Raw genomic sequence first — 21,095 nt, 5'->3', positions numbered from 1 at the left:
CGCTAAAGCCTCCCCCCGTCCTTCTCTCTTACTTAGGTAAGATCCGGGGGAAGGCTTTGAGATAAAGCTTGTACTGCCAGCTTTATCTCAAAGCCTCAGATTTGTGTTCCACACCACGGTTAACCGAACAACTTCTGTTTAAGCTAACTGTATACATATTTGTTCAGATTCCTATTTGTTGAGATTCTTATTTTTTGAGAGTGCCTATGACTTCAATACCTACACACCTACAAGATGCAAAAACACTGTTATCAGAGAATGGTTTCGCGACGGGTGATACTTGGTATCACGGCACATCTTCCGCTTTATTGGCTTCTATTCAAGGCCAAGGCCTAAAACGCTCTGGTGACAAAGCGCTCAACGAAGCAGCTTCAAAAACCATGGCGACCATTGGCAACAACTACACCGAATCAGTTGAACCAGTGTTTCTGACCCAGAGCAAAGAACTGGCGTACTACTGGGCTCAACAAACCGTTCGTGAGCGAGGCGTTCGCTTCGAAGGTGAAGAACAACCTATCGTATTAGCGGTAAACCTATCGGAAAAGCAACGTGCTAAAGTAAGACCGGACGTAGGCGCAATGAGCCTGTTAATGATGAGTGTGGGCGAGCAATTCATGGCTCACATGGCTAAGGTTTATCAAGAGAACAACATCGCAGGCCCTGATATTGAGCTTCGCACTGCTGATCGTATGGATTACTTGAACAAGCTGGGAATGGCTTATATTGATGAAGACATCAGCCGAGCTTGTGTTCAGGAATTAGCTGAGCCCGAGCTGGCCGACTGAAATCGTTCAATAAATCAATCTTCTTAGAAACAAAAATGGCTCCCAATACGGAGCCATTTTTATTTGCTATCAGCCTATCCCACAAGATACAAGCACATCTAGATTATGAGCACAGAAGACCTTTCTGTGCAGGTTGCGTCATTTCGATGTCACCTTGTAGAGAACGGTAAACGATGGTGTTCCACACTTCACCATTATCCATTTCAAACTCAATAGCGTAATTCAAACCCGCGACAACCTGAGTTCGAACACTCAAGATCTGTTTGAGCTCAGCTGAAGTGTTCATTTGACCAAGAACTGCGTTTAAAGCTTGCTTAGCTTCTGGTGTAATCTCACTTTGCGACCAACCACCCGTCAGGTTCTTAGTGCTACAGATCGGATTCGCAGTCTCTTGTGCTTGTTCTGGAACCGAAGATTTCTGACTGCACCCTGCTAACGCAGCGACACTAAATATGGTTACCAATAGTACTTTCTTCATAATTTATCTCTACCTCTATCACTCGCGATAGGTTACTCGCAATGATGTTTCATATGCAGACAAGCTTAAACCTCGAATGTCATCACTTCATCAGAGATTATGGTGTAACTACTCTATAAACACAGAAGATTGTCAGAAAAACAAAGCCAGACACTGATGCCCGGCTTTTATCCGTCTACTTTATTGATATTTAACCATTTAGTTTGGTGACGTTGTCGTTAATGCAGTTGAGGGCAATACCTATTTTTTAATGCCAATTACCTAACGCTTGTTCTGTTAGTGAAAATACACCAACATCTCGACATCATCCCCTTGCTGCTCTGCACTCAGTAAGAAGTGTATATAGCCTTCTTCTGTTACAGGAATTTGCAGGTACTCATTGCTACCATGGTAATCAGACGCATAGTCATGCTGCCCTGCTGTTGGCCAGTATGAATGACTAGCGAACAGATCAACGTTACCCGCATTCGACTGTTCATTTTCCGCATTGTCTCTCTTATCGTTGAGCCACACTCGCACTTCTTGTACACCTTCTGGTACATAGACAGCGGCATAACGTTGTTGGTGAACGGTAAGCACTTGAGCCTGACCGGACTCCAATACCACAGGCGTTAAATCATCTTGCTGTTGAGTTGGAGGCGTTGGCGTTTCTGTGACTACCGATGCCGTTAGCGACACCTCATTAAAATCGGTACGCCCCGTAACACTCATGTAGTAACGACCCGACTTGATGTAACCCGAAGGTTCTTGTTCAAACGTCACCACTTCATTGCTTCCATTACCGTATTGGCTGAATTCAAAATCGTAGTAATGTGCAGGTTTGTTGTAGCTCATGTAGAGGTCAGCATCACCTTGAGTTTGCCCCTCAATAGACGCTTCAAAATGCGTCGTGTTCTCTGGAATATCAACATAGAACAATTGCTCACTATACGCCTCGCCACTCAACAACACACTTTGGTTTGCTGCAAGCACTATGGCTTGGTCTGTTGGTTGCGTAGGATCTGTCGGTTCAGTGGGATCAGTTGGTTCTGTAGGCTCTGTGGGTACACTTGAAACCGAGTCTAACCAACGCTCAAACTCACCATTGTATTGCTGCCCTAGCACTTTTACTTGTTGTGCCCATTCGGAAAATTGGCCAGTGCGAGACAATGCCAATAAACCTTGCACCTCTTGAGGATGCTCTTCCAGCATGAAGCGTACCGCCAAGTATCCCCAGCGATATATACGATTGGAGTCATGGGAGTAAGTGGTCGCAAGCACATCCGACAGACTCATCTTCCCGCTGCTAATCAAGTTTATCGCCGCATCGTAGCCTTGTTTGTAATGCATAAATTCGGCAAAGCCTTCTAACCACCACACCACATAACCATGTGCTAGGTTGTCGTTGAATGAGCCGTATTGGTTAAAGCGTGCATCAAGATAGTGAGTGTATTCATGCTCTAAATTGAGAATAGAAAGCTCATCACCATTGGCGTAGCGATAAGCCACGAAACGCGCCACATTACCGACTTCTGCTGGATTACCCTCTAAATACTGCCCGCCATTGTCTGTGGTATTGCCAAACAAGAACGATGAATAATCAATGTAACTGCCTTTGCTGCCAAACACCGCGACTTCTACTCGCTCGTTGTTATCATCAGCGACAGGTTGTTGACCCGTATTCACGACTTGGTGGAAGTCGGCCTCTTTGGCAGCCAACACATCACACGCCTCCATCGCTTGTGACTCCGTAAGATCTTGAGAGCGAATAATCGCAGGTCCTTGGCACTCATAGCGATTAGGAAGTACACGTGTTGCCAAGTCGTGTTTCGCTTGCTCTAGGTCTAACCCATTCAAGCCTTCTGGTGCGAAGTAACTCATCGTTTCAACGGCCGCTAGCCATAGCTTATCGTGCTCGCTGCCCAGTGGATTTTGCGCCATTATTTGCTGCATAACCCGCATCGCTTTGTCTTTGGTCGCTTGATCCGGACTGGCTAACAAACGGCCTGTTTCACGCACGGCGTTATAAACCAGAAAGCTCGCATCCGTATCCAATGCCCACGTGTTATCACGTGCAAAAGTCGCCAGCGTATCAATGTGTTGGGTGTGATTTGCCATGTAATCGTAGAAGTCATCTCGAACGGCATGCCCTGCCATTGCTCGAAACAGATTATTAAGACCATCGACCCATTGTGAATCCAGCGCGGTTTCACGGTTAAAGTGATTAAATGCCGCAAGTTGCGCATCCATGGTCAGTGGAAGTTGCTTAACATTATCGACCATCAGCGTCAGGCTTTTCATTGCCCCAACTTGCTCATGGCCTTGATCGAATGCACTAGGGTTCGCCAGAAAAGCATTAATAGATTGAGCGAAGCGCTGGCTTAACGCCTCGGAAAAATCCTGCGCTCGCGCGTTATAGCGAACGTAATAAGCGGCGCGGACAAATTCGCCAAGGTTTTCAAGTTTACGAGCCTGTTCAGCATTACCTCGGTAGCGAGCGATTTCTAAATTCAATGCTACTTGAATACGGCTTAGGCTCGCTTCGCTATAGATATTGCTTAACGAACTCTCTTGAGCAGAGAACCAAGCGCCATAGCAACTGTTATCTGCAGATGAGACAGCGAGAGCAAGGTCAGACGCCTGCTGAAGATCAAGCACCTCACACTGACTTTGAGCAAAGGAGAAGCTGGAAACACTGGCCAGCATGCAAGCGAGAGCCAAACGGTGACGTGGAAATAAACGGTTATGAGACATACAAAACTCATTAGTTAATTATATATTTTGGCTCGCCGTTATATTCCTTACGATTAACAAGGTGAATTCAGTTGCGTATGATTTATGAGCTTGGTTCAAAAAATAGATATTTTGCGTTAATTTATAAATTCAAAGGATTATGCTCAATTGATACTGGTCAGACTCGGATCAAGGTTAGGCTCTAAGTGGTTGAGAATATTCTAATTTAGCAACTTATAAACTAGTAAATGTTCTGTTGTTAAGGGGTTGTGCAAGTAGTAAACTTGCGTTCTATTATGCAACTTGTTTTAAAAAACAATAGACACAATTAGAGTTACTCAATCTCAACAAGGTAGCTTTATATCAAATAACTTAATAACAATTCGTGTTTGGTTAACGAGTGCAAATCTAATAAAAATAATTATATAAACCTAGGCTAGGTTAAACATGAAATTAACGTCGTCTTTAGTCTCACTGTTGGCTAGCAGTCTGGCTATCGAAAAGAAACAACACGCGCTTATCGAGCTCGTCATCAGCACTTATCAGCCACAACAGCGCACTGAGCTTTTTCAAAACGTGACTGAATATCGTAGAAGCCAGTTAGAATTGCTTTTCCCAGAACATCAAAACAAAAGCTACTCTGTATTGTTTGAGGTGATGGACTACCGCGATCTGATTCTGCGCTATCCAAATACACTATCTGCAGAGATTGCTCTTCTAGAGCAGGCCGTAGGTCAGTGCTATATGCATTGGCTAGATTTCTGGTGTGAGTGTGAAATTGCTGCGATCAAAGTAAAATCTCCATTAAATTCAAGCTCCATTTCTCATGTCGACCTCCCTATCAATGACAGTGCTTATTACGGTGCGGTCATCGAACAGATAGAGCATGAGCCACTTTTGGTACAGACACCGAGTCACCCACAAGGAATGCCAATCTGCGATGCCATTGCTTTAAGCAACCTTGAGGTTTTCATCAAGGGTGAAAAATGGTTTGAGATGCTGCCTTTATTACACCTTTCTCAGGCAGGTAAGCATTTTATTCTGCTCAAACATCCAGTCGATGAAGCCTTTCCGACACTGGTTTCCTCTGCGCTGATTCAAGACTGGTCTAAGAAGGACACTTGGCTAAGTTACGCACCGCCGTTCAGCAATGAGCAATGGCAATACTGCTTACCAAATCATGGTTACGATTCACTTTCAGGGTTACAGCTATTCACCCCACCGATATTGTCAAAATGTGATTCTCTGCCAAAATTCGATAATCAGTTTCAGTTACAACTATCCGAATCTCGAGCCATATGTGAAGTTCTGCGCTTAACCGTCAGTGGAAATACCCAACAAAAACTCTACTTCCTCTATCTCGCTCAAAAAGAGCTGATGAGCGTCTTACATCAAGTTGGCTACAAAATTGGTTTCACCATCATTGAACAACCTTTCATGCTTCAGTTTTATCAAACCATTGATTCCAATGCATACTTCCATGCTGGGTATTGCGAAATGAACGATGACGGCACCACCATTTACCGTGGCTTTTGGAATTTCGAATTGATGGTAAAAGCGTTCAATAATGTCGATTTTCGGAGCTACAAACGCGCAGTGCGAGAGAGTAGAAAGTCATTAGAAAAGTTGCGCTCGGCAGGAAAAACTAGCTCGGCAAAAAAGGATGAACATGTTTGATTTCGGCCTTGAGGCGATCATCTATGCAAAAGCAATCACCCTGCTTGCAACCGTGGCTGTGGTTGTCATGTGGTTGTTCTATTACTGCTATCGCCTGAAACAGAAGAACGAAGTGATCGCAGGGACACACCATGCCCCTTACATCGCGTATTCGATCTGCATTGTTGCGTGGATCAGCAGTAACGCTTATTTCCATACCGACTTATTACCGGAACTTGGAGCCTCGGCCGCCGTGTTCGCCGCAAAGTTTGCCAACCTCGCTTCTTTCTTTGCGTTTGCCTTTGCCTATTACTTCTCGTGTAAGCTCGCCGCTGAACAACGTAATGGTAAGGTTCATGTGTGGCAACAAGCCATTTTCGTCACCCTGACCGTCTACTCCTTCTTTATCAATTTAAGTCCGGGGTTAACCGTTGAACACGTCACCATTGCAGGCCCAAGCCAGTTCGTGATTGAGTTTGGCCCGCATACGCCGTACTTCTTCATTGGAATGATTAGCTTTGTTATCCTGACACTGCTCAACCTGATGGCCATGCGCGCCAACAGCAGCAAGCTGACCTTAGCTAAAACCAACTACATGATCGCAGGCATTTTAGTCTTCATGCTGTCTACTGCGACAATCCACCTAGGCATGACCTACTTCTTACGTGATTTCTCGCTCACTTGGTTGCCACCAGCTTTGTCGATAAGTGAAATGTTGTTCGTTGGCTATGCCCTACTGACCTCGCGCTTCTTCAGCGTGAAATACCTTGCGTACATGAGCCTAAATGCGCTGTTGGTCTGTGCTATTTTGGTGATCCCTTTTGGCGCGATATTTATCCCGCTGACAGATGACAGTCAATGGCTCGTTGCTATCCCAATCTGTGCGATTATCGGCATCACTTGGCATGTTCTCTACAAACGCGTAAGCCACTACGCCTCCTTCTTTGTCTACGGAAACAAGAAAACGCCAGTACAACAGATCCTCTCACTAGAAGACGATTTCAAGCTGTCGATTGATGATGCCATGCGTCGATTAGGCAGCCTATTGCAGATTCCCGAAGACAAGTTGCGTCTGGTGAACAGCAACTACAACGAAACCTTCTACGAAGATTATCTGTCTACCAACAAGTCCGTTTTAGTGTTCGATGAACTGTCTCAGGAGCTTGATTACACCGCACCAGCCAAGCGCTCGATAAAAGCCCTGTATGACAAGATGAGCTCAAACGACACCGCTTTGGTGATGCCTTTATTTGGTCAGGGGAAATCGGTCACACACTTATTGGTCTCGTCACACAAGAGCAACGATAAGATGTTCTCTAACGAAGAGATCTCTGCACTGCAAACCTTGTTGACTCGTGTACAAAGCACCATTGAAGCCGATAGACGCATTCGCCAAAGTCGCGCTCTAGCTAATTCTATCGCACACGAAATGCGTAACCCGCTGGCTCAAGTTCAGCTGCATTTTGAGGTGTTAAAGCAGCACATTGATAACCAAGCCCCAGCCAAACAAATCCTAAAGGATATTGAGAATGGCCAAGCGGCGATTCAACGCGGGCGACAACTGATTGATATCATCTTGCGTGAGGTCAGCGATAGCTCCCCTGAGCATGGCCCCGTCACCATGACCTCAATTCACAAAGCCGTAGATCAGGCAGTGAGTCATTATGGTTTTGAGAACGAAAAGATCATTGAACGAATTCGGCTACCACAACACGCTGATTTTGTAGCAAAGCTGAATGAAACCTTATTCAACTTCGTCATTTTCAACTTGATACGCAATGCAATTTATTACTTTGATTCTTACCCAGAAAGCCAAATTGAGATCAGTACCAACACAGGACCTTATGAGAACGTTCTGATATTCCGAGATACTGGCCCAGGCATTGACGAAGCCATTGCACATAAGATTTTTGATGACTTCTTCTCTTACCAAAAAAGCGGTGGTAGCGGCCTAGGGCTCGGTTATTGCCAACGTGTAATGCGTTCATTTGGCGGCCGAGTTGAGTGCCACTCTAAACTTGGGGAGTTTACTGAGTTCCACCTGTACTTCCCGGTGGTGCCCAATGCACCCAAAGCAGACGCACTTCGTACGCCTTACTTCAATGATTGGAAAAGCAATCAAACCACAACTGAAAACAAATCCAACGTAGAAGTTAAGCCAGATAACCAAGCGGAAACGCAAAGTTCAGAGCCAACAAGTACGCTAGCCCCAGAGAACCATTTGGCTCCAACCGTGCTTATCGTCGATGACAAAGAGGTACAACGCACGCTTGTTCAGATGTACCTGAGTCGACTTGGCGTAAATAGCTTACAAGCTAAAAACGGCGAGAATGCGGTTGAACTGTTTAGAACTCATCAAGTTGATTTGATCTTGATGGATGTACAGATGCCAGTCATGAACGGCTTTGACGCAAGCCAGATCATCAAGGCACGCTCACCCAATACGCCAATCATTGCTCTATCTGGCGAATCGGGACAACGCGAACTCGACATGATCAGCAAGTTAATGGATGGTCGCCTAGAAAAGCCAACTTCATTGGATGCGCTGCAACATGTACTCGACAACTGGTTGAAGCAAGGCAAGACATCCAACGCTTCAAAGCAAACAGAAAACGAGTAGCGAGTCACTCACTTGCTGTTAGCTATTAGCCATTGATAAAGAAAGGAACGCAAAAAGTCCCCTCAAGAACCTACTTGAGGGGACTTTTAACTTAGGCATGTACTGCTATAACGACTTAGCTAACGACTCAAAAGCTTCTAATCTCACCTTTGACTCTTCACGCGCTGCATTCGAAGCGCTCTCTGCTGAAGAGAAAGTTGCGATGACGACATTCTTGTCTTGGTTGATATACAAGAACTGACCAAACACCCCACGATATGTCGCAATGTTTTTGTCTGAGTCATGTACCCAAAGGAAATTTTTGTAACCCTCTAAGTGTGCATCAAAGACTTGAGCCTCAGTATCTTTGTAGACACTGTTCATCATGTGTCGATTTTCTTCTGGCGTAATGTTGAAGCTGTCTTTGACCCACTTTTCAGAGAAGACTTGTTGGCCGTTGTATTCGCCATTGTTGACCATCGCTAGCCCAACACGCGCAAAGTCTCTTAGCGTAGTATTGAAACCGCCAGTTGCGACTGGGTTGTAGTTCATGTCCGTCATGAAGAAGGCATCATGCTCTGTGCCGAGTTTGTTCCAGATGTTGTCAGCAATAAATTGATCAAGCGTTTGACCGGAAACGCGCGCGACAACCCAGCCAATAACATCAACGTTCGGGCTGTGGTATTCAAACTTATCGTTCACCTTTAAATTTTCATTCTGTTCAAACATCGCAGAGAAACTCAGCAAGTCACGAGGCTTATCTGTCTTTGTTGGGTCCAATGCCAGCAAGTCATAGGCTGGAATAAACCCTAATCGGCGGAAATATTCGAAATGCACATCACCCGGAGCCATGTTTACATAGTCTTCGCTGTAATCAATCGCAGAGGTCATGTTCAGTAAAGTTCGTAAAGTCTGCTCACCAAAGTGTGTGCCTTTAAGCTCTTCAATGTATGTGCTGACCTTTTTCTCCACATCGACCTTGCCTTGTTCAACCAACAAACCTAAAGCTTGTCCAACCAAAGATTTGGTACTTGAAGCCCACAGGTGGTGATCTCTTGCTGTGAAGTCACCAAAGTACTCCTCATGAAGTATCTTTCCATCTTGAATAATAATGTAGCCATCGGTGTGATCATTAATCATCGCATCACGAAAAGTCAGTTCTTCTCCGGCATAAATAAATTTGTGTTGAGCGACTTCCGTATTCAATGCTTGTGGGATATCGTTGATTGCACCATCTCGAGACACCATAACCGTTGGATGGATTCCCATGTTCTGGAAAGCCCATTTATTAAATGGCGCATGCGTCCAGTTCTCCAGTGTGACTTGCTCATTCGCTTTTGCTGGCACTGTAGACATAGGCTTGATATCCGCCATCGCGGTTGTCGAAAATAAGCCTGCAGTGACCAATGAAATAATCGACTTTCTCATCTGAAATCTCCGTTAACAATCTTGTGTGTACGGATGTAGAGTACTTTGCTAAGTTCAAACATATAAATCCAAAATGTACGTCCAAACAGTACAAAGGTGATCAAATGATGATTTCGAATGAACAGGTGGCATGCTTCACCAGTGTCTATGAACTTCAAAGCTACAGTGCTGCCAGTAAAAGATTGAATAAAGCTCGCTCTACGGTGCGAGAGAGAATCAACTCGCTAGAAGATTTGATGGGAATGGAGCTGTTTTCTATCGAAGGAAAAAAGGCGGTCGCAACGGACATTGCTCATCGTCTGTATCCAAGAGCACGGTTACTGGCGAGACAGTCGTTAGAGTTCGAAAACATAGCCTTATCTGCGTACAAAGGTGAACTCAACAACATTACCGTTTATCACGATAGCTCGATCCCTTGTCAGCTGTTGCTTAGCATTGAGTCTGAGATCAAGTCTCTTCACCCTCACATGCTTATCAACTGGCTACAAAAAGATAGAAACCACTGTTTACAGCAGATAGAAGACGGAGATGCCCTGTTTGCCATTATGCCTGGGATGGGCAACTTACACCCGAGCGCGGGGATCGGTAATATCAACCTTGGATCTTTTCAGCTGAGCCTGTTCACGTCCGTTCACTCTAGTATTCCAAACCGAACGATTTCGATTGCTGAACTGGCCACCTTTCGTCAATTGATCACTGAGAATGACATTGCCAACGAACTCAGGCATACCAAGATCAGTAGCGAGTTTGAAGTGGTCACATCACAAAGCCTTCTCATTGAAAAGTTAAAGCAAGACGGATGGTGTGTGTGCCCTCGGGAGAACCTAGCCCAATACATGAAAAGTGGTGAGGTACGTCAGATCGAGCTCCAAGAAGCGCCAAATATGATTCAGCAAGATTGTATTATGTTTTACAACTTATCGTCTAAAGCGTCTGAGCAAGAATCTCAAATCATCGAAGTGGCCGCTAAAGTGATTAAAAATCTGGTACTTCATAAAGATCCGTCATTCTGATGAAAGGAAGGAGAGAATGACGATCAAGAGCCAGGGTACGTGAGAAGCATAAAACCTGGCTCACAGAGCAAAAAATAGAAGAGGAGCTTAAACGCTCCTATTTTTGTTTTCTATCTTCATCTAGCAGCTATATAACTCTTGATAAACTTAATCTAAAACTGAACGAACATAATCTGCAATGTCTGGGTTTTGGCAATGATCGAAGAAGCATTGTTGGAAACGCTCGCTGCCAACCGCTGTTTTCACGAGATCTTGGTCGATTGCTCTTAGCGAATCAATAAAGTTGTCTTTTACCACCGCCGCTTTCACTTCATTCAAAATGGCTGCATTACGCTGTTGTGGTTCTGCTCGTTCTAACGGGTAACCTTGGCCACGCTCACCAGTGAAAGCCTTTTCGAATATGTAACGAATATTCAGCTCACCAGCCCAGCCAAAGCCTTTAGCAAAAGCAAGAGCGATAGCATTGCCGTTGTTGATTTGGTTAAACAAAAAAGCATCTGATGGCTCTAGGCAGTAACCACAGACCACACCCGGATGCAGGTTCAGTGACATCAAAGCCCCTTGTCCTGTACCGCAACCAGTCACAACAAAGTCCACAGCCTTTGAGTTGATCAGAATGCTCGCCATGATACCGAGGTGGATATACGTTAAGTGGTGATCGTTCTCGTCTGTCATACCTAAGTTGAAAACATCGTGACCAATGCCACCCGCCACTGACTCTAGCTCAGCTGCAACCATGGCATTTTTACCTGCCTGACTGTTTTCCATCATTAAAGCGATTTTCATTTATCTTCTCCTGCAAGATTGCTGCAAACTCAAAATTTAGAATAAAAAACCAATTAGCGTGCTAACCAACCACCGTCAACAGCGATGGTGTAGCCGTTAATGTAATCCGATGCTGATGATGCTAAAAACACACAAGGACCTGCGATATCTTGCGGTTTACCCCAGCGTTCAGCAGGAATGCGCTCAAGGATCGCTTGATTACGCACAGCATCTTCGCGCAGAGCTTGAGTATTGTTCGTTTCCATATAACCGGGAGCTATCGCATTCACGTTGATATTGTCTCGCGCCCATTCGTTCGCCATCGCACGTGTCACTCCCATCACTGCACTTTTTGAAGCCGTATAAGAAGGAACTCGAATGCCACCTTGGAATGAGAGCATCGATGCAATGTTAATGATCTTTCCGCCAGTACCTTGAGCCTTAAACTGCTTTGCAACGGCCTGAGACATAAAGAACACGGTCTTGGTGTTCACGTTCATTACGTCATCCCAATCTTGCTCTGAGAACTCAATAGCATCTTGGCGGCGAATAATTCCTGCATTGTTCACGAGGATGTCGACTTGGCCAAACTCAGCCAAAGTGCGCTCTATAATCCGTGGAATACACGCTTGTTCGAGAAGATCAGCACTGACGTTTAGGAACGTATGACCTGCTGCACTCATTTTCTCAATAGTCTCTTCAGGCTCTGTACGGTTAACACCGACAACTTTACAACCGGCTTCCGCTAGGCCTAATGCAATACCTTGCCCAAGCCCAGTGTTACAGCCCGTCACTATCGCTACTTTCTCTTCCAGACTGAATGACTCTAAGATCATGCTTGCTTCCTCAATTACATTGGATTCATTGCGTATCACTACCACCATCAATTAAATCATACAATAAGATGTAAATACGAGAGCGACATTGTAGAAGTTCGATCTTGAACCAAAATCAGTCTTACAGGTTGAAACGAGCACAACAAAATAAATGGATAGGATGGTGATTTGAAGAAGAGTGAATCTGTAACCGATTAGGAATAGAGAGCCAGAAGATTATCTAAATCACTTAATTCTGGATTATGGCAACAATTCCATGATTTATAAGGTAAAACGGTTTATACATAATAATGTGTTATCTAAATTACTGAAATTATCATGACGCTCAAAGAGATCCTTAAAATTCCCAATGTCCGCTACTTCTTAATGTTTAGAAGCAGCTACTTTGCGCGTTTTTACTACCCTATATTCACCCTACTTTATTTAGATTACGGGCTAACCCTTTCTCAATTCGCGATGCTCAACGTAGTGTGGGCGGCCACCATTGTGCTTGCTGAAGTACCGTCGGGTGCATTCGCCGATACCTTAGGCCGCAAGAAACTGGTGGTGCTGTCTTCGATTGTGATGTTCGTTGAGATCGCAATGATCGCCTTAGTGCCAACCGGAAACCCCGACTTGGTGTTCATAGTCTTTCTGATTAACCGGATTCTCAGTGGCTTAGCGATGGCACTGGCCAGCGGTGCTGACGAGGCATTGGCATACGACACTTTAAAGGAACAAGACAATGAAGAGTTGTGGCCTCGAGTGCTGCAAATCCAGCTTCGTGTCGCCTCAACGGTCGGTATCTTTGTCACACTAATTGGTGCGGCGATGTACGACGTGAATTTTATGACGAACATCTTTCATTTCCTTGGACTAGCCGAACCAGAAAGCACTAAAGATCTGATGCGTATTCCTGTGTTCGCCACCCTATTTGTAGCGATGATCGCTATCTATGCCGCGATTAATATGCGCGAAGAGAAAAAGCTGATGCCAAGCAACCAAACCAAATTGGCAACCACCATCTCAAGTCTTAAATTGACGATCGATGCAGGTAAATGGGTATTCGCTACGCCTTACGTGCTGTTCATCTTGCTCTACTACAGCCTATTCGAACACACCTCACGCATGTTCCTAACCATGAACAGCCAATACTATCTGGCGATTGATATTCCAATTATCTACTTTGGTTTTATTGGTGCGGGTATAAGTTTGCTTAAGATTATATTGGCAGGACAAAGCCGAAGATTAGCAGAGAGCATTGAGCCTAAAACCTTCATAGTGGTTATGGGATTGGCCAGCATGGCGACTTATTACTGGATCAGTTTAGGTTGGTCGATTTACGGGGTCATTCCGGCACTAGTATTAATCTTTATCATCATGACGATGAACATTTTCATCAGCTACCACCTGAATAAAAAGACCGAATCGCACAACAGAGCCACCGTTCTTAGTTTCAAAGGTTTGATGTTTAACCTCGGATACGGGCTGATCGGGGTCTTGTACGCTTACTACTATAAGTTGGTGTCTCAGGGCTACACCGAACAAGAAATAGAGCAGAACCTTGCCTTCTTGGCCTCACTGTCTTCGTTTTTCTATTACTTCGCCTTCCTGTTCATTTCGATCAGTGCGCTGTTCTATTTCAAAAACAAGAAACAGCCGATCTTCTGAAGAAAGCATCGAACTGTTGAAGAGATCTCTACTGCCGAATAGAGAATAAAGGTGAGTCTCTGGCTATATACGGATCATGACGCTTCTTATCATGTGATTTTTTGTTAGTATCACCATCAAATTACATAACACATGGAAGCGTCATGTCTTTTAGTTGGATCGCCTTTACCCTGCTTGCTGCCTTCAGCCAATCTTGGCGCAATGCCTTTCAAAGCAAATTAAGTGGCACCATGAGCGTGGCTGGCGTAACGTTAGCGCGATTTATTTGGGCTGGCCCAATCGCCCTTATTTACCTCTACGCCCTCTATCAATGGCAGCCAGTCTCCGCACCGGATTTTTCGGGTGAGTTTGTTTTCTACATTATTGCAGCAGCCATTATGCAGATCCTCGCGACCGGCTTAATGGTGATGTTATTTAAGCTCGAGAACTATGCGATAGGAGCAGGCTTAGCCAAGTGTGAAGCCCCCGTATCTGCTGTGCTATCCGTATTGTTTTTTGGTACTGCTTTGACACTAACAGGTTGGGTCGGCGTACTTATTGGTACTTTAGGCGTGCTAATCATGAGCAGCGCTTCTGGCTGGCGAAGCTTGTCCCCGAGAGTGTTCTTATTAGGTATGGCTTGTAGCACCGCCTTTGCTTTAACGTCTCTTTGGGTACGGGAAGCAAGTTTGAGCATAGGGTTGCCCTTCCCTCATAGCGCTGCTTGGGTGCTGTTCCTCGTCATTTCCCTTCAAACAGTGATTATCTGTACGTATCTCTTTTTCAGAGAACGCGACACGCTGCGCCTGATATTCAAGAAGTCGAAACTGGTCGTCATGACAAGCCTAGCGAGTGTTATCGGTTCTCTGGGTTGGTTTAGCGCAATGTCACTTCAAGCCGTTCCGTACGTAAAGACGCTTGGGCAAGTCGAAGTGATCTTCATGGTGTTGATATCCTACTTCTGGTTAGGGCAAAGCATCGCACGCAAAGACATTGTTGCACTCATCTTACTTTCTATCGCAGCGGTCTTGGTGATGTGGCAGTGATTTGAACGTCGGCATACTTGGAGGTTGGCTCAAAGAGAACAAAAAATCATACCCAAGTGACATATTCATCCACCGTATAAATATTACGGTGGCGTAAAATGATAAGAACGGCCTCCACAAAATTTTTATAGTGCACGTATCAGCTATTAATCATTACCCAATAGGATACAGCCTAATGAAAACCCTTACTCAAATCGCACTAGCAACGATCTTTTTTACAACCTCAATGATGACATTCGCAGAACCCGCGACAACAAACCAAGCCCAACTAGAAGCGTCAACCACAACAGTGAAGCATGAAGGAATGACTGTGACGCTAACAGATAAGCATTTTACGCCTGCAGAAGAAACTGAAGCCACTGCTTCACAAACTTTAACGCAAAGCCAAAAAACAGACTCAGCGCCACAGCCAACAATATAATGGCTTTATCAAAATAGTGGCGGGGCAAGCTAACACACAAAGACCTGTCATCATCAGGCAGTGACGAGCTCGTTAATATGGCTAGGACAAATTGAAGTCATATTACGACCGTTTTTTTTTGCTTGATACAACGCTTTGTCGGCTCGACTAATAAACCCATTCCAATTCTCATGTGGGTGAAGCTGAGCGACACCGAAACTCGACGTCAGGAACATCTCATTTCCTTGCACGGCTGAGATCTCTAAAATAGACAGTCGCAGCTTACAAGCAATAGCCTGTGCTTGTAGGAAATTAACATTGGGCAATAAAATCATTATCTCGTCTCCACCAAAACGGAACGCGCTGGCTGTTGGCGATGTTTTTATCGCACTTTGAACCATTGCAGCAAAAGACTTGATCACGAGATCACCCACAATGTGTCCGTGTTGGTCATTGATCGACTTAAAGTTATCAATATCCATCATAATGGCACTGACAGGTGCAGTCCCCGCCTGCTTCATGACGACTGGAACCATTTCATCTAAAGCTCTGCGGTTTCCAAGTGCCGTTAAAGGGTCGCTGTAAGACAGGTCATGAATAGACCTAAGCAACCTTGCATTAATCAACCAGAGCATTGTGAAGCTCATCGACACGATAAGAACAATACTCATTAAAAAGGCAAGTTGATGAATGAGTGCGGCTGCCATGAAATCCTGAAGCTCAGCTGAAAATAGCGTCACCAGTACTCGGAAAACCATAAACCCACCATATATCAAAAATGATAAGGCCATCATTCGAGTTGCTAGGGTCAAGTCATCACGTTGACCCTTTAACACCACAAAGGCAGTGCAAAGAGTAACAAAGGCCAAATATAAACTAATGAGAATAATTCGAGCCTTGATGGAAGGTTCATAGTACGTGAAGTGAATAAAACCTAGCAGAAGAGCCAACATCATCAGACTGCTGAGGTAGGTGCATTTTAGGGAATATTCTCGAAACAGGCACAAGCTATATAAAGCGAGATGAAAGCTAAGCGCAATGACCATGTTGGCGCCAATAACAGTGATCCAATCAGGGAGTTCCCCTCTTAGGCTCAACATCAACGGCCCACTTCCGATAACAAATATTGAAATGGAAAAAATTGAAAGCCCTTTAATGGACTGTTGGGTAAATTGGAACAGCAACAAGCCAATGCAGTAAATGAAAGAGAACAAAATAATAATAAAATTAAGTGTTCTCATATCCAGCGAAAAACCATCCATGATTTTCTATCTTCCATACGCAACCAAATTTCAACATGGTCAATAATCATGCAAACCACAAAAACATTCACCATATGAATCTTTTCATTTTATAAAAAAAGGGGGTAGATCACATATGCGGAGATTTTTATCGCATGAGTCCATGAAATGGATTGGCATGTAACACTCGCCCTCAATATTGCTTCATAACATCACCGAATCTACAGGCTTCTCCACTCGTTACTTGGTTGAATGACAACTGTCTGGCATTATGCGCCCAAGAAATCTCTAGGGGCTGTTGACCTTAGTTATTACACAGCAAAGAATGAACGAAGGTAGTCAGTGGTAGAAAACAGCCAACAATTAAGTGACCGTTACGACGAACATGGTTACTTTGTTATCAGAAATTATTTCGACGAAGCTCAGATCGCATCGCTTAGAGCAGTCGTGCTGAAATTCCATGAATCATGGAAAGCAGACAACGAAGAGTTCTATCAAGAAGAGGCCTTTAACTCGTCTTTAATTACGGGAAGCGAGTATTTGCCTGCCGACGATCGAAGCGTGCTTTTCGACTTCATCAGCTCGAAACAAGTGATGGACGTGGTTGATGCCGTGATTCCGAACAAACCGGCATTCATGAATACACAGCTGTTCTTCAACCCTGTAAACCCGCAGCAAAAAGACTTCTGGCATCGTGACTGTCAATACGACTACGACATTGATGACCAGATGAAAGTCATCATGGAAACCCAGGTATTGCATCTGCGAGTGCCCCTTTTTGATGAGCCAGGTATGGAACTTATCCCTGGTACACATAAGCGCTGGGACAACGAAGAAGAGTACAATGTTCGCCAAGAAGAAAACGGCAAAGTGAGCAGCGATGACATATCTGGCGGTAAGCAGATACCGTTAGCCGCCGGTGACTTATTGGTATTTTCAGCGGATATGATCCACCGAGGCCGATATGGCTTGGATCGTTTGGCTTTGGATATTTTGATCTTTGATTCGGCGGCAGACTATGTCGACTACGTTGATGACGACTGTTTACCAACACCAGCTATGTTGAGCAATATTACCGACCCAAGATTGTTTATGAACACGCTACACTTAAAATCAATGCAGTACTCATAACCCATAAAGGTATCCGAACTATGACTGACACTAAGCAAAATACCCGAATTAGCCAGTTCCGTTTCGGTCAGCCAAAAGAATCTCTCAAGTTAGAACATGTCGCTTTAGGGGCACTAGACAAAGATAAAGTTCGCGTACACATTGAAGCGACCAACATCAACCCTAGCGATCTGTTGTCGATTTATGGTGTGGGCCAATACAAACATAGCCATCAGCCGCCGAGAGTACCGGGATTTGAAGCGGTAGGAAGGGTTGTAGAGTCTAGCAATGCTGAGTTTTCAGTGAATCAGCGCGTGCTTGTGGCAACCAGTGGAACATGGCAGAACTATGTCGATGTATCACCAGATGATCTGTTCCAAATTCCTCAACATTTAGACAATGGCTACGCCTGTCAGTTGTACATTAATGCGCTAACTGCATGGGTGCTAACGACAGAAATAGCTAAGCTGACCCACGAAGATGTGTTGATCATCAACGCGGGCAGTTCAGCCATCGGTAAGATCTTCTCCCAGTTATCAGCATCACTCGGCTTCAAAATCATTGTTGTTACATCACAGCCGGAACAATACCTAGCCACTTCCAGTTGGGTGTTAGATACGGACGATGATTTAGTTTCTCAAATTAAGGCGTTAGGCTTGCCTATGCCAACCGTTGCCTTTGATGCGATTGGCGGTTCACCCGGAACCGACCTTATTCACACCCTTGGCAACAACGGGCGCTTTATCAACTATGGGACGCTGTCTCTGGATTTTTACGAACCACGCTTCTTTGAGTACGCGAAAAGCCAAGACATCGATTTCAGCACCTTCTTCTTGCGTTATTGGGAGGAAGCGGAAGGTAAAGATGTTCGTCGTGATAAGTTCACGACCATGCTAGATCACTTCATCACAAACGGCATTCAGCTCGACGTTGACCGCTATCTGCCATTCGATGAAGTGCAAACCGCGATTGATCTCATTGAATCGAAAACCACACGCTTAGAGGGCAAGATCATATTACTGCCACAGTAAGTGAAAGTTGGACGATATACCTTGTTTATCTCAACAGGCAAGACGTTCAACAGCTTACAAATGTGCTTATTAATACACCAACGCTTAGAAAATTTGATCACAAAATTCGGAGTATTAAAAAATAGCGAAGAGTTGTAGTGAGTTTCACCGTAACTTAAGTGGTTGCTATATGGTTATGGGTCACATTTATTTGAAACATCAGTAAGTTATATCACTATAAATATGACACTGATCACCCATAAGGTAACCTCGATTCTATATGGTAGCGTCATACTTAAAACCACGACGTGAATATACTTATGAAAAGACACATACTATCAAGCGCCATCCTACTCTCTTTAGCCTTCCCTACTTTTGCCGCTGATGGTGACATACACGACGTTACGATACTGGGTACTTCAGATATTCACGGTCATTTTATGGCATGGGACTACGCATCAGATAAGCTCAATACTCGTGGCAGCTTGAGTCAAATAGCGACAAAAGTGAGTGATATCCGCAAAGAGCAATCGAACATTATCCTTGTCGACGCTGGCGACACCATCCAAGGCAACTTCGTAGAAACCTTCAAAGACGAGCCTGTTGATCCAATGATGCTTGGCTTTAATCACATGAAATACGATGTGTGGGTTTTAGGGAATCATGAATTCGACTTCGGCCTCAAAACGCTCAACAGAGCCCTTACTCAATTTAAAGGGCAATCTTTGGGCGGCAACATCAAGAATAAAAATGGCAACCCATTCCTTCCGGGTTACACCATTCTAGAGCGCGGTGGCATTAAGATTGGCGTGATCGGAATGGATACCCCAATGACGGAGGTCTTTGCGCAAGGTACAAACCGTTTAGAAGGCGTCACTTTCACTAATCCAACCTTGGAAGTGAAGAAAATCGTCAAAGAAATTGATGATAAAGTGGATGCCATCGTATTGGTTGCCCATATGGGGATTGAGAACGAGAATGACATTGCTGACACCGGTGTCACCGACATTGCCAACGCAAACCCAGAGCTCGATGCCATCGTCGCTGGTCACATGCACACTCGTATCGATAAGGCCGTTGTGAATGGCGTTATCATTACTGAGCCCGACAAATATGGCCGCGCCCTATCTCGTATTGATCTTCAATTTGAAGAGCGCGATAGTAAATTTACTCTCGTCAACAAAGATAGCTTCACCTACAAAATTAAAGGTATCGACTCTGATGAGAATATGGACGAGTTATACCAGCCTTATCACAAACAACTCCGAGAAATGGCGAATAGACCGGTCGCTCAACTTACTGGCGTTGATTTAGTCCCAGAAAACGAAATCCGCGGTATCCCTCAAGTCCACGTTCAAGACACAGGCATCAGTGCGCTATACCAAGAAGCGAGCTTCTTCTATGCACCCAAAGCTAATGTCATCGCACTTCAAATAGACAACGACAATGCAGAGCTCGATGTTGGCCCAATAAAAGCCAAAGACATCGCGTACAACTACCAATACGCAGGTGGCGAAATCACTGTCTACCAGATGACAGGCAAAGAGTTAAGAACCTACATGGAATGGTCTGCGGGCTACTTCAATTCAGTACAACCCGGCGATGTAACCTACAGCTTTAACCCCGAGCGCAGAGCATCAAAATACTCGACCAATGACTTCTTCGCAGGCGTGACTTACACCATTGACCTCACTCAACCGGCAGGTACACGTATCACCAACCTCGCGTTTGCAGATGGCACACCGGTTACAGATGAAACCGAAATCCGTATTGGTATGAATAGCTATCGAATGGGTCATCTAACCAAGAAAGGCGGCGTGCTAGAAGGTGAATCCTTCCCTGTACTCTTTGATACTGAAGCTGAGTATGGAGAAGAAGCAGGCACGATCCGTAACATGACCATCAAGTATCTTAAGGACGAAAAGAACGGCAAGTATGAAGGTAAAAATCAGCAGCGATGGGCACTTTCTGGTTTAGAGAGCCGTTACAGTGAACAGCGTGAGATCGTAAAGTCATTGATTAACGATCAAACCATATCAATCCCCACCAGTGACGATGGCCGCTACACAAACATCGCTTCTATCAACGTAAAAGAACTGATGTTCAAATCTGACGAAGCCAAACAAGCAGCCATAACCACACGCGAAAAGAAACTGGCACAGGCGACTGAGCAAGAGAGTAAGCAAATCAAACACGAAATCACTCTGATTGAAGCGCTCAATTAACCCCTGCTCTCAAACCAATAACGACTTAACGACGCTTAGCGCGTGGTTAGGTCGTTCCCGTCCTACAACACCACACCTTTACTAAGTACACGGTTGATACTGGATAAATGATCCGCAAAGGCTAACTCATAGTTGTCGAGTAGACGACACTTGTTACCAAGT

At 44.7% G+C, this 21,095-nt stretch carries 16 protein-coding genes; 10 read left to right on the top strand and 6 right to left on the bottom strand.

From position 1 onward, the window contains the following. Positions 1–206: 206 nt before the first annotated feature. Positions 207–785, top strand: coding sequence for a hypothetical protein (locus A142_RS04785; protein WP_029405644.1), 579 nt, complete (start codon positions 207–209; stop codon positions 783–785). Positions 786–888: 103 nt separating this feature from the next. On the opposite strand, the gene A142_RS04780 is transcribed toward A142_RS04785, so the two are convergent. After that, positions 889–1,263, bottom strand: coding sequence for a cystatin domain-containing protein (locus tag A142_RS04780; RefSeq protein ID WP_019825136.1), 375 nt, complete (start codon positions 1,261–1,263; stop codon positions 889–891). A 276-nt stretch (positions 1,264–1,539) separates the two neighbouring features. Then, positions 1,540–3,996 (bottom strand): M9 family metallopeptidase, encoded by a 2,457-nt coding sequence (locus tag A142_RS04775; RefSeq protein ID WP_019825134.1) that lies wholly within the window; start codon positions 3,994–3,996, stop codon positions 1,540–1,542. Between the two features lie 426 nt (positions 3,997–4,422). Between A142_RS04775 and A142_RS04770 the strand changes: the two genes are divergently transcribed. Continuing rightward, positions 4,423–5,652, top strand: a complete 1,230-nt coding sequence (locus A142_RS04770; protein WP_019825132.1) for an acyl-homoserine-lactone synthase — start codon at positions 4,423–4,425, stop codon at positions 5,650–5,652. After that, complete coding sequence (gene luxN, locus A142_RS04765; protein WP_019825129.1) at positions 5,645–8,251, top strand: quorum-sensing autoinducer 1 sensor kinase/phosphatase LuxN; 2,607 nt, start codon at positions 5,645–5,647, stop codon at positions 8,249–8,251. The genes A142_RS04770 and luxN overlap by 8 nt, the downstream gene beginning before the upstream one ends. A 105-nt stretch (positions 8,252–8,356) precedes the next feature. On the opposite strand, the gene A142_RS04760 is transcribed toward luxN, so the two are convergent. Next, positions 8,357–9,658 carry a serine hydrolase domain-containing protein gene (locus A142_RS04760; RefSeq protein WP_019825127.1) on the bottom strand — a complete coding sequence of 434 codons (1,302 nt, stop codon included), beginning with the start codon at positions 9,656–9,658 and terminating at the stop codon, positions 8,357–8,359. 104 nt (positions 9,659–9,762) lie between these two features. On the opposite strand from A142_RS04760, the gene A142_RS04755 reads away from it, so the two are divergent. Next, entirely contained in the window at positions 9,763–10,671 is a 909-nt protein-coding gene (locus tag A142_RS04755; protein ID WP_019825125.1) for a LysR family transcriptional regulator, read from the top strand. Positions 10,672–10,818: 147 nt separating this feature from the next. On the opposite strand, the gene A142_RS04750 is transcribed toward A142_RS04755, so the two are convergent. Both A142_RS04750 and kduD read right to left on the bottom strand, forming a co-directional pair. After that, entirely contained in the window at positions 10,819–11,457 is a 639-nt protein-coding gene (locus A142_RS04750) for an RpiB/LacA/LacB family sugar-phosphate isomerase (protein WP_019825123.1), read from the bottom strand. 53 nt (positions 11,458–11,510) lie between these two features. Then, on the bottom strand, positions 11,511–12,272 hold the full coding sequence (gene kduD, locus A142_RS04745; RefSeq protein ID WP_019825122.1) for a 2-dehydro-3-deoxy-D-gluconate 5-dehydrogenase KduD: 762 nt from the start codon (positions 12,270–12,272) through the stop codon (positions 11,511–11,513). A 318-nt stretch (positions 12,273–12,590) separates the two neighbouring features. On the opposite strand from kduD, the gene A142_RS04740 reads away from it, so the two are divergent. The 3 genes from A142_RS04740 to A142_RS04730 all read left to right on the top strand — a co-directional run bounded on the left by A142_RS04740 (position 12,591) and on the right by A142_RS04730 (position 15,368). Then, positions 12,591–13,922 (top strand): MFS transporter, encoded by a 1,332-nt coding sequence (locus A142_RS04740; protein WP_019825120.1) that lies wholly within the window; start codon positions 12,591–12,593, stop codon positions 13,920–13,922. 143 nt (positions 13,923–14,065) lie between these two features. Next, complete coding sequence (locus tag A142_RS04735) at positions 14,066–14,947, top strand: DMT family transporter (RefSeq protein ID WP_019825118.1); 882 nt, start codon at positions 14,066–14,068, stop codon at positions 14,945–14,947. Between the two features lie 175 nt (positions 14,948–15,122). Further along, positions 15,123–15,368, top strand: a complete 246-nt coding sequence (locus A142_RS04730) for a hypothetical protein (RefSeq protein ID WP_019825116.1) — start codon at positions 15,123–15,125, stop codon at positions 15,366–15,368. Between the two features lie 53 nt (positions 15,369–15,421). Here A142_RS04730 and A142_RS04725 read toward each other — a convergent pair whose 3' ends face one another. Further along, positions 15,422–16,609: a GGDEF domain-containing protein gene (locus tag A142_RS04725; RefSeq protein WP_019825114.1), complete on the bottom strand. Its 1,188-nt coding sequence runs from the start codon at positions 16,607–16,609 to the stop codon at positions 15,422–15,424. Between the two features lie 321 nt (positions 16,610–16,930). Here A142_RS04725 and A142_RS04720 point away from each other — a divergent pair, with 321 nt between their 5' ends. The 3 genes from A142_RS04720 (at position 16,931) to A142_RS04710 (ending at position 20,933) form a co-directional block, all read left to right on the top strand. After that, entirely contained in the window at positions 16,931–17,719 is a 789-nt protein-coding gene (locus A142_RS04720) for a phytanoyl-CoA dioxygenase family protein (RefSeq protein ID WP_019825112.1), read from the top strand. 20 nt (positions 17,720–17,739) lie between these two features. Further along, complete coding sequence (locus A142_RS04715; RefSeq protein ID WP_019825110.1) at positions 17,740–18,729, top strand: zinc-dependent alcohol dehydrogenase family protein; 990 nt, start codon at positions 17,740–17,742, stop codon at positions 18,727–18,729. A gap of 299 nt (positions 18,730–19,028) precedes the next feature. Next, complete coding sequence (locus A142_RS04710; protein ID WP_020628686.1) at positions 19,029–20,933, top strand: bifunctional metallophosphatase/5'-nucleotidase; 1,905 nt, start codon at positions 19,029–19,031, stop codon at positions 20,931–20,933. Positions 20,934–21,095 lie beyond the last annotated feature (162 nt).

The sequence above is a fragment of the Vibrio splendidus 12E03 genome (assembly GCF_000272105.2).
Classification (GTDB): domain Bacteria; phylum Pseudomonadota; class Gammaproteobacteria; order Enterobacterales; family Vibrionaceae; genus Vibrio; species Vibrio splendidus_I.
This window is presented reverse-complemented; position numbering and strand designations above follow the sequence as displayed.

What these genes read in the sequence shown, in the direction of transcription:
- A142_RS04775 (WP_019825134.1), bottom strand. Translation starts at nt 3,996, where the DNA reads ATGTCTCATAACCGTTTATTTCCACGTCACCGTTTGGCTCTCGCTTGC.
- A142_RS04755 (WP_019825125.1), top strand. Translation starts at nt 9,763, where the DNA reads ATGATGATTTCGAATGAACAGGTGGCATGCTTCACCAGTGTCTATGAA.
- A142_RS04730 (WP_019825116.1), top strand. Translation starts at nt 15,123, where the DNA reads ATGAAAACCCTTACTCAAATCGCACTAGCAACGATCTTTTTTACAACC.
- A142_RS04725 (WP_019825114.1), bottom strand. Translation starts at nt 16,609, where the DNA reads ATGGATGGTTTTTCGCTGGATATGAGAACACTTAATTTTATTATTATT.
- A142_RS04715 (WP_019825110.1), top strand. Translation starts at nt 17,740, where the DNA reads ATGACTGACACTAAGCAAAATACCCGAATTAGCCAGTTCCGTTTCGGT.
- A142_RS04710 (WP_020628686.1), top strand. Translation starts at nt 19,029, where the DNA reads ATGAAAAGACACATACTATCAAGCGCCATCCTACTCTCTTTAGCCTTC.
- kduD (WP_019825122.1), bottom strand. Translation starts at nt 12,272, where the DNA reads ATGATCTTAGAGTCATTCAGTCTGGAAGAGAAAGTAGCGATAGTGACG.
- luxN (WP_019825129.1), top strand. Translation starts at nt 5,645, where the DNA reads ATGTTTGATTTCGGCCTTGAGGCGATCATCTATGCAAAAGCAATCACC.
- A142_RS04780 (WP_019825136.1), bottom strand. Translation starts at nt 1,263, where the DNA reads ATGAAGAAAGTACTATTGGTAACCATATTTAGTGTCGCTGCGTTAGCA.
- A142_RS04735 (WP_019825118.1), top strand. Translation starts at nt 14,066, where the DNA reads ATGTCTTTTAGTTGGATCGCCTTTACCCTGCTTGCTGCCTTCAGCCAA.
- A142_RS04760 (WP_019825127.1), bottom strand. Translation starts at nt 9,658, where the DNA reads ATGAGAAAGTCGATTATTTCATTGGTCACTGCAGGCTTATTTTCGACA.
- A142_RS04785 (WP_029405644.1), top strand. Translation starts at nt 207, where the DNA reads ATGACTTCAATACCTACACACCTACAAGATGCAAAAACACTGTTATCA.
- A142_RS04740 (WP_019825120.1), top strand. Translation starts at nt 12,591, where the DNA reads ATGACGCTCAAAGAGATCCTTAAAATTCCCAATGTCCGCTACTTCTTA.
- A142_RS04770 (WP_019825132.1), top strand. Translation starts at nt 4,423, where the DNA reads ATGAAATTAACGTCGTCTTTAGTCTCACTGTTGGCTAGCAGTCTGGCT.
- A142_RS04750 (WP_019825123.1), bottom strand. Translation starts at nt 11,457, where the DNA reads ATGAAAATCGCTTTAATGATGGAAAACAGTCAGGCAGGTAAAAATGCC.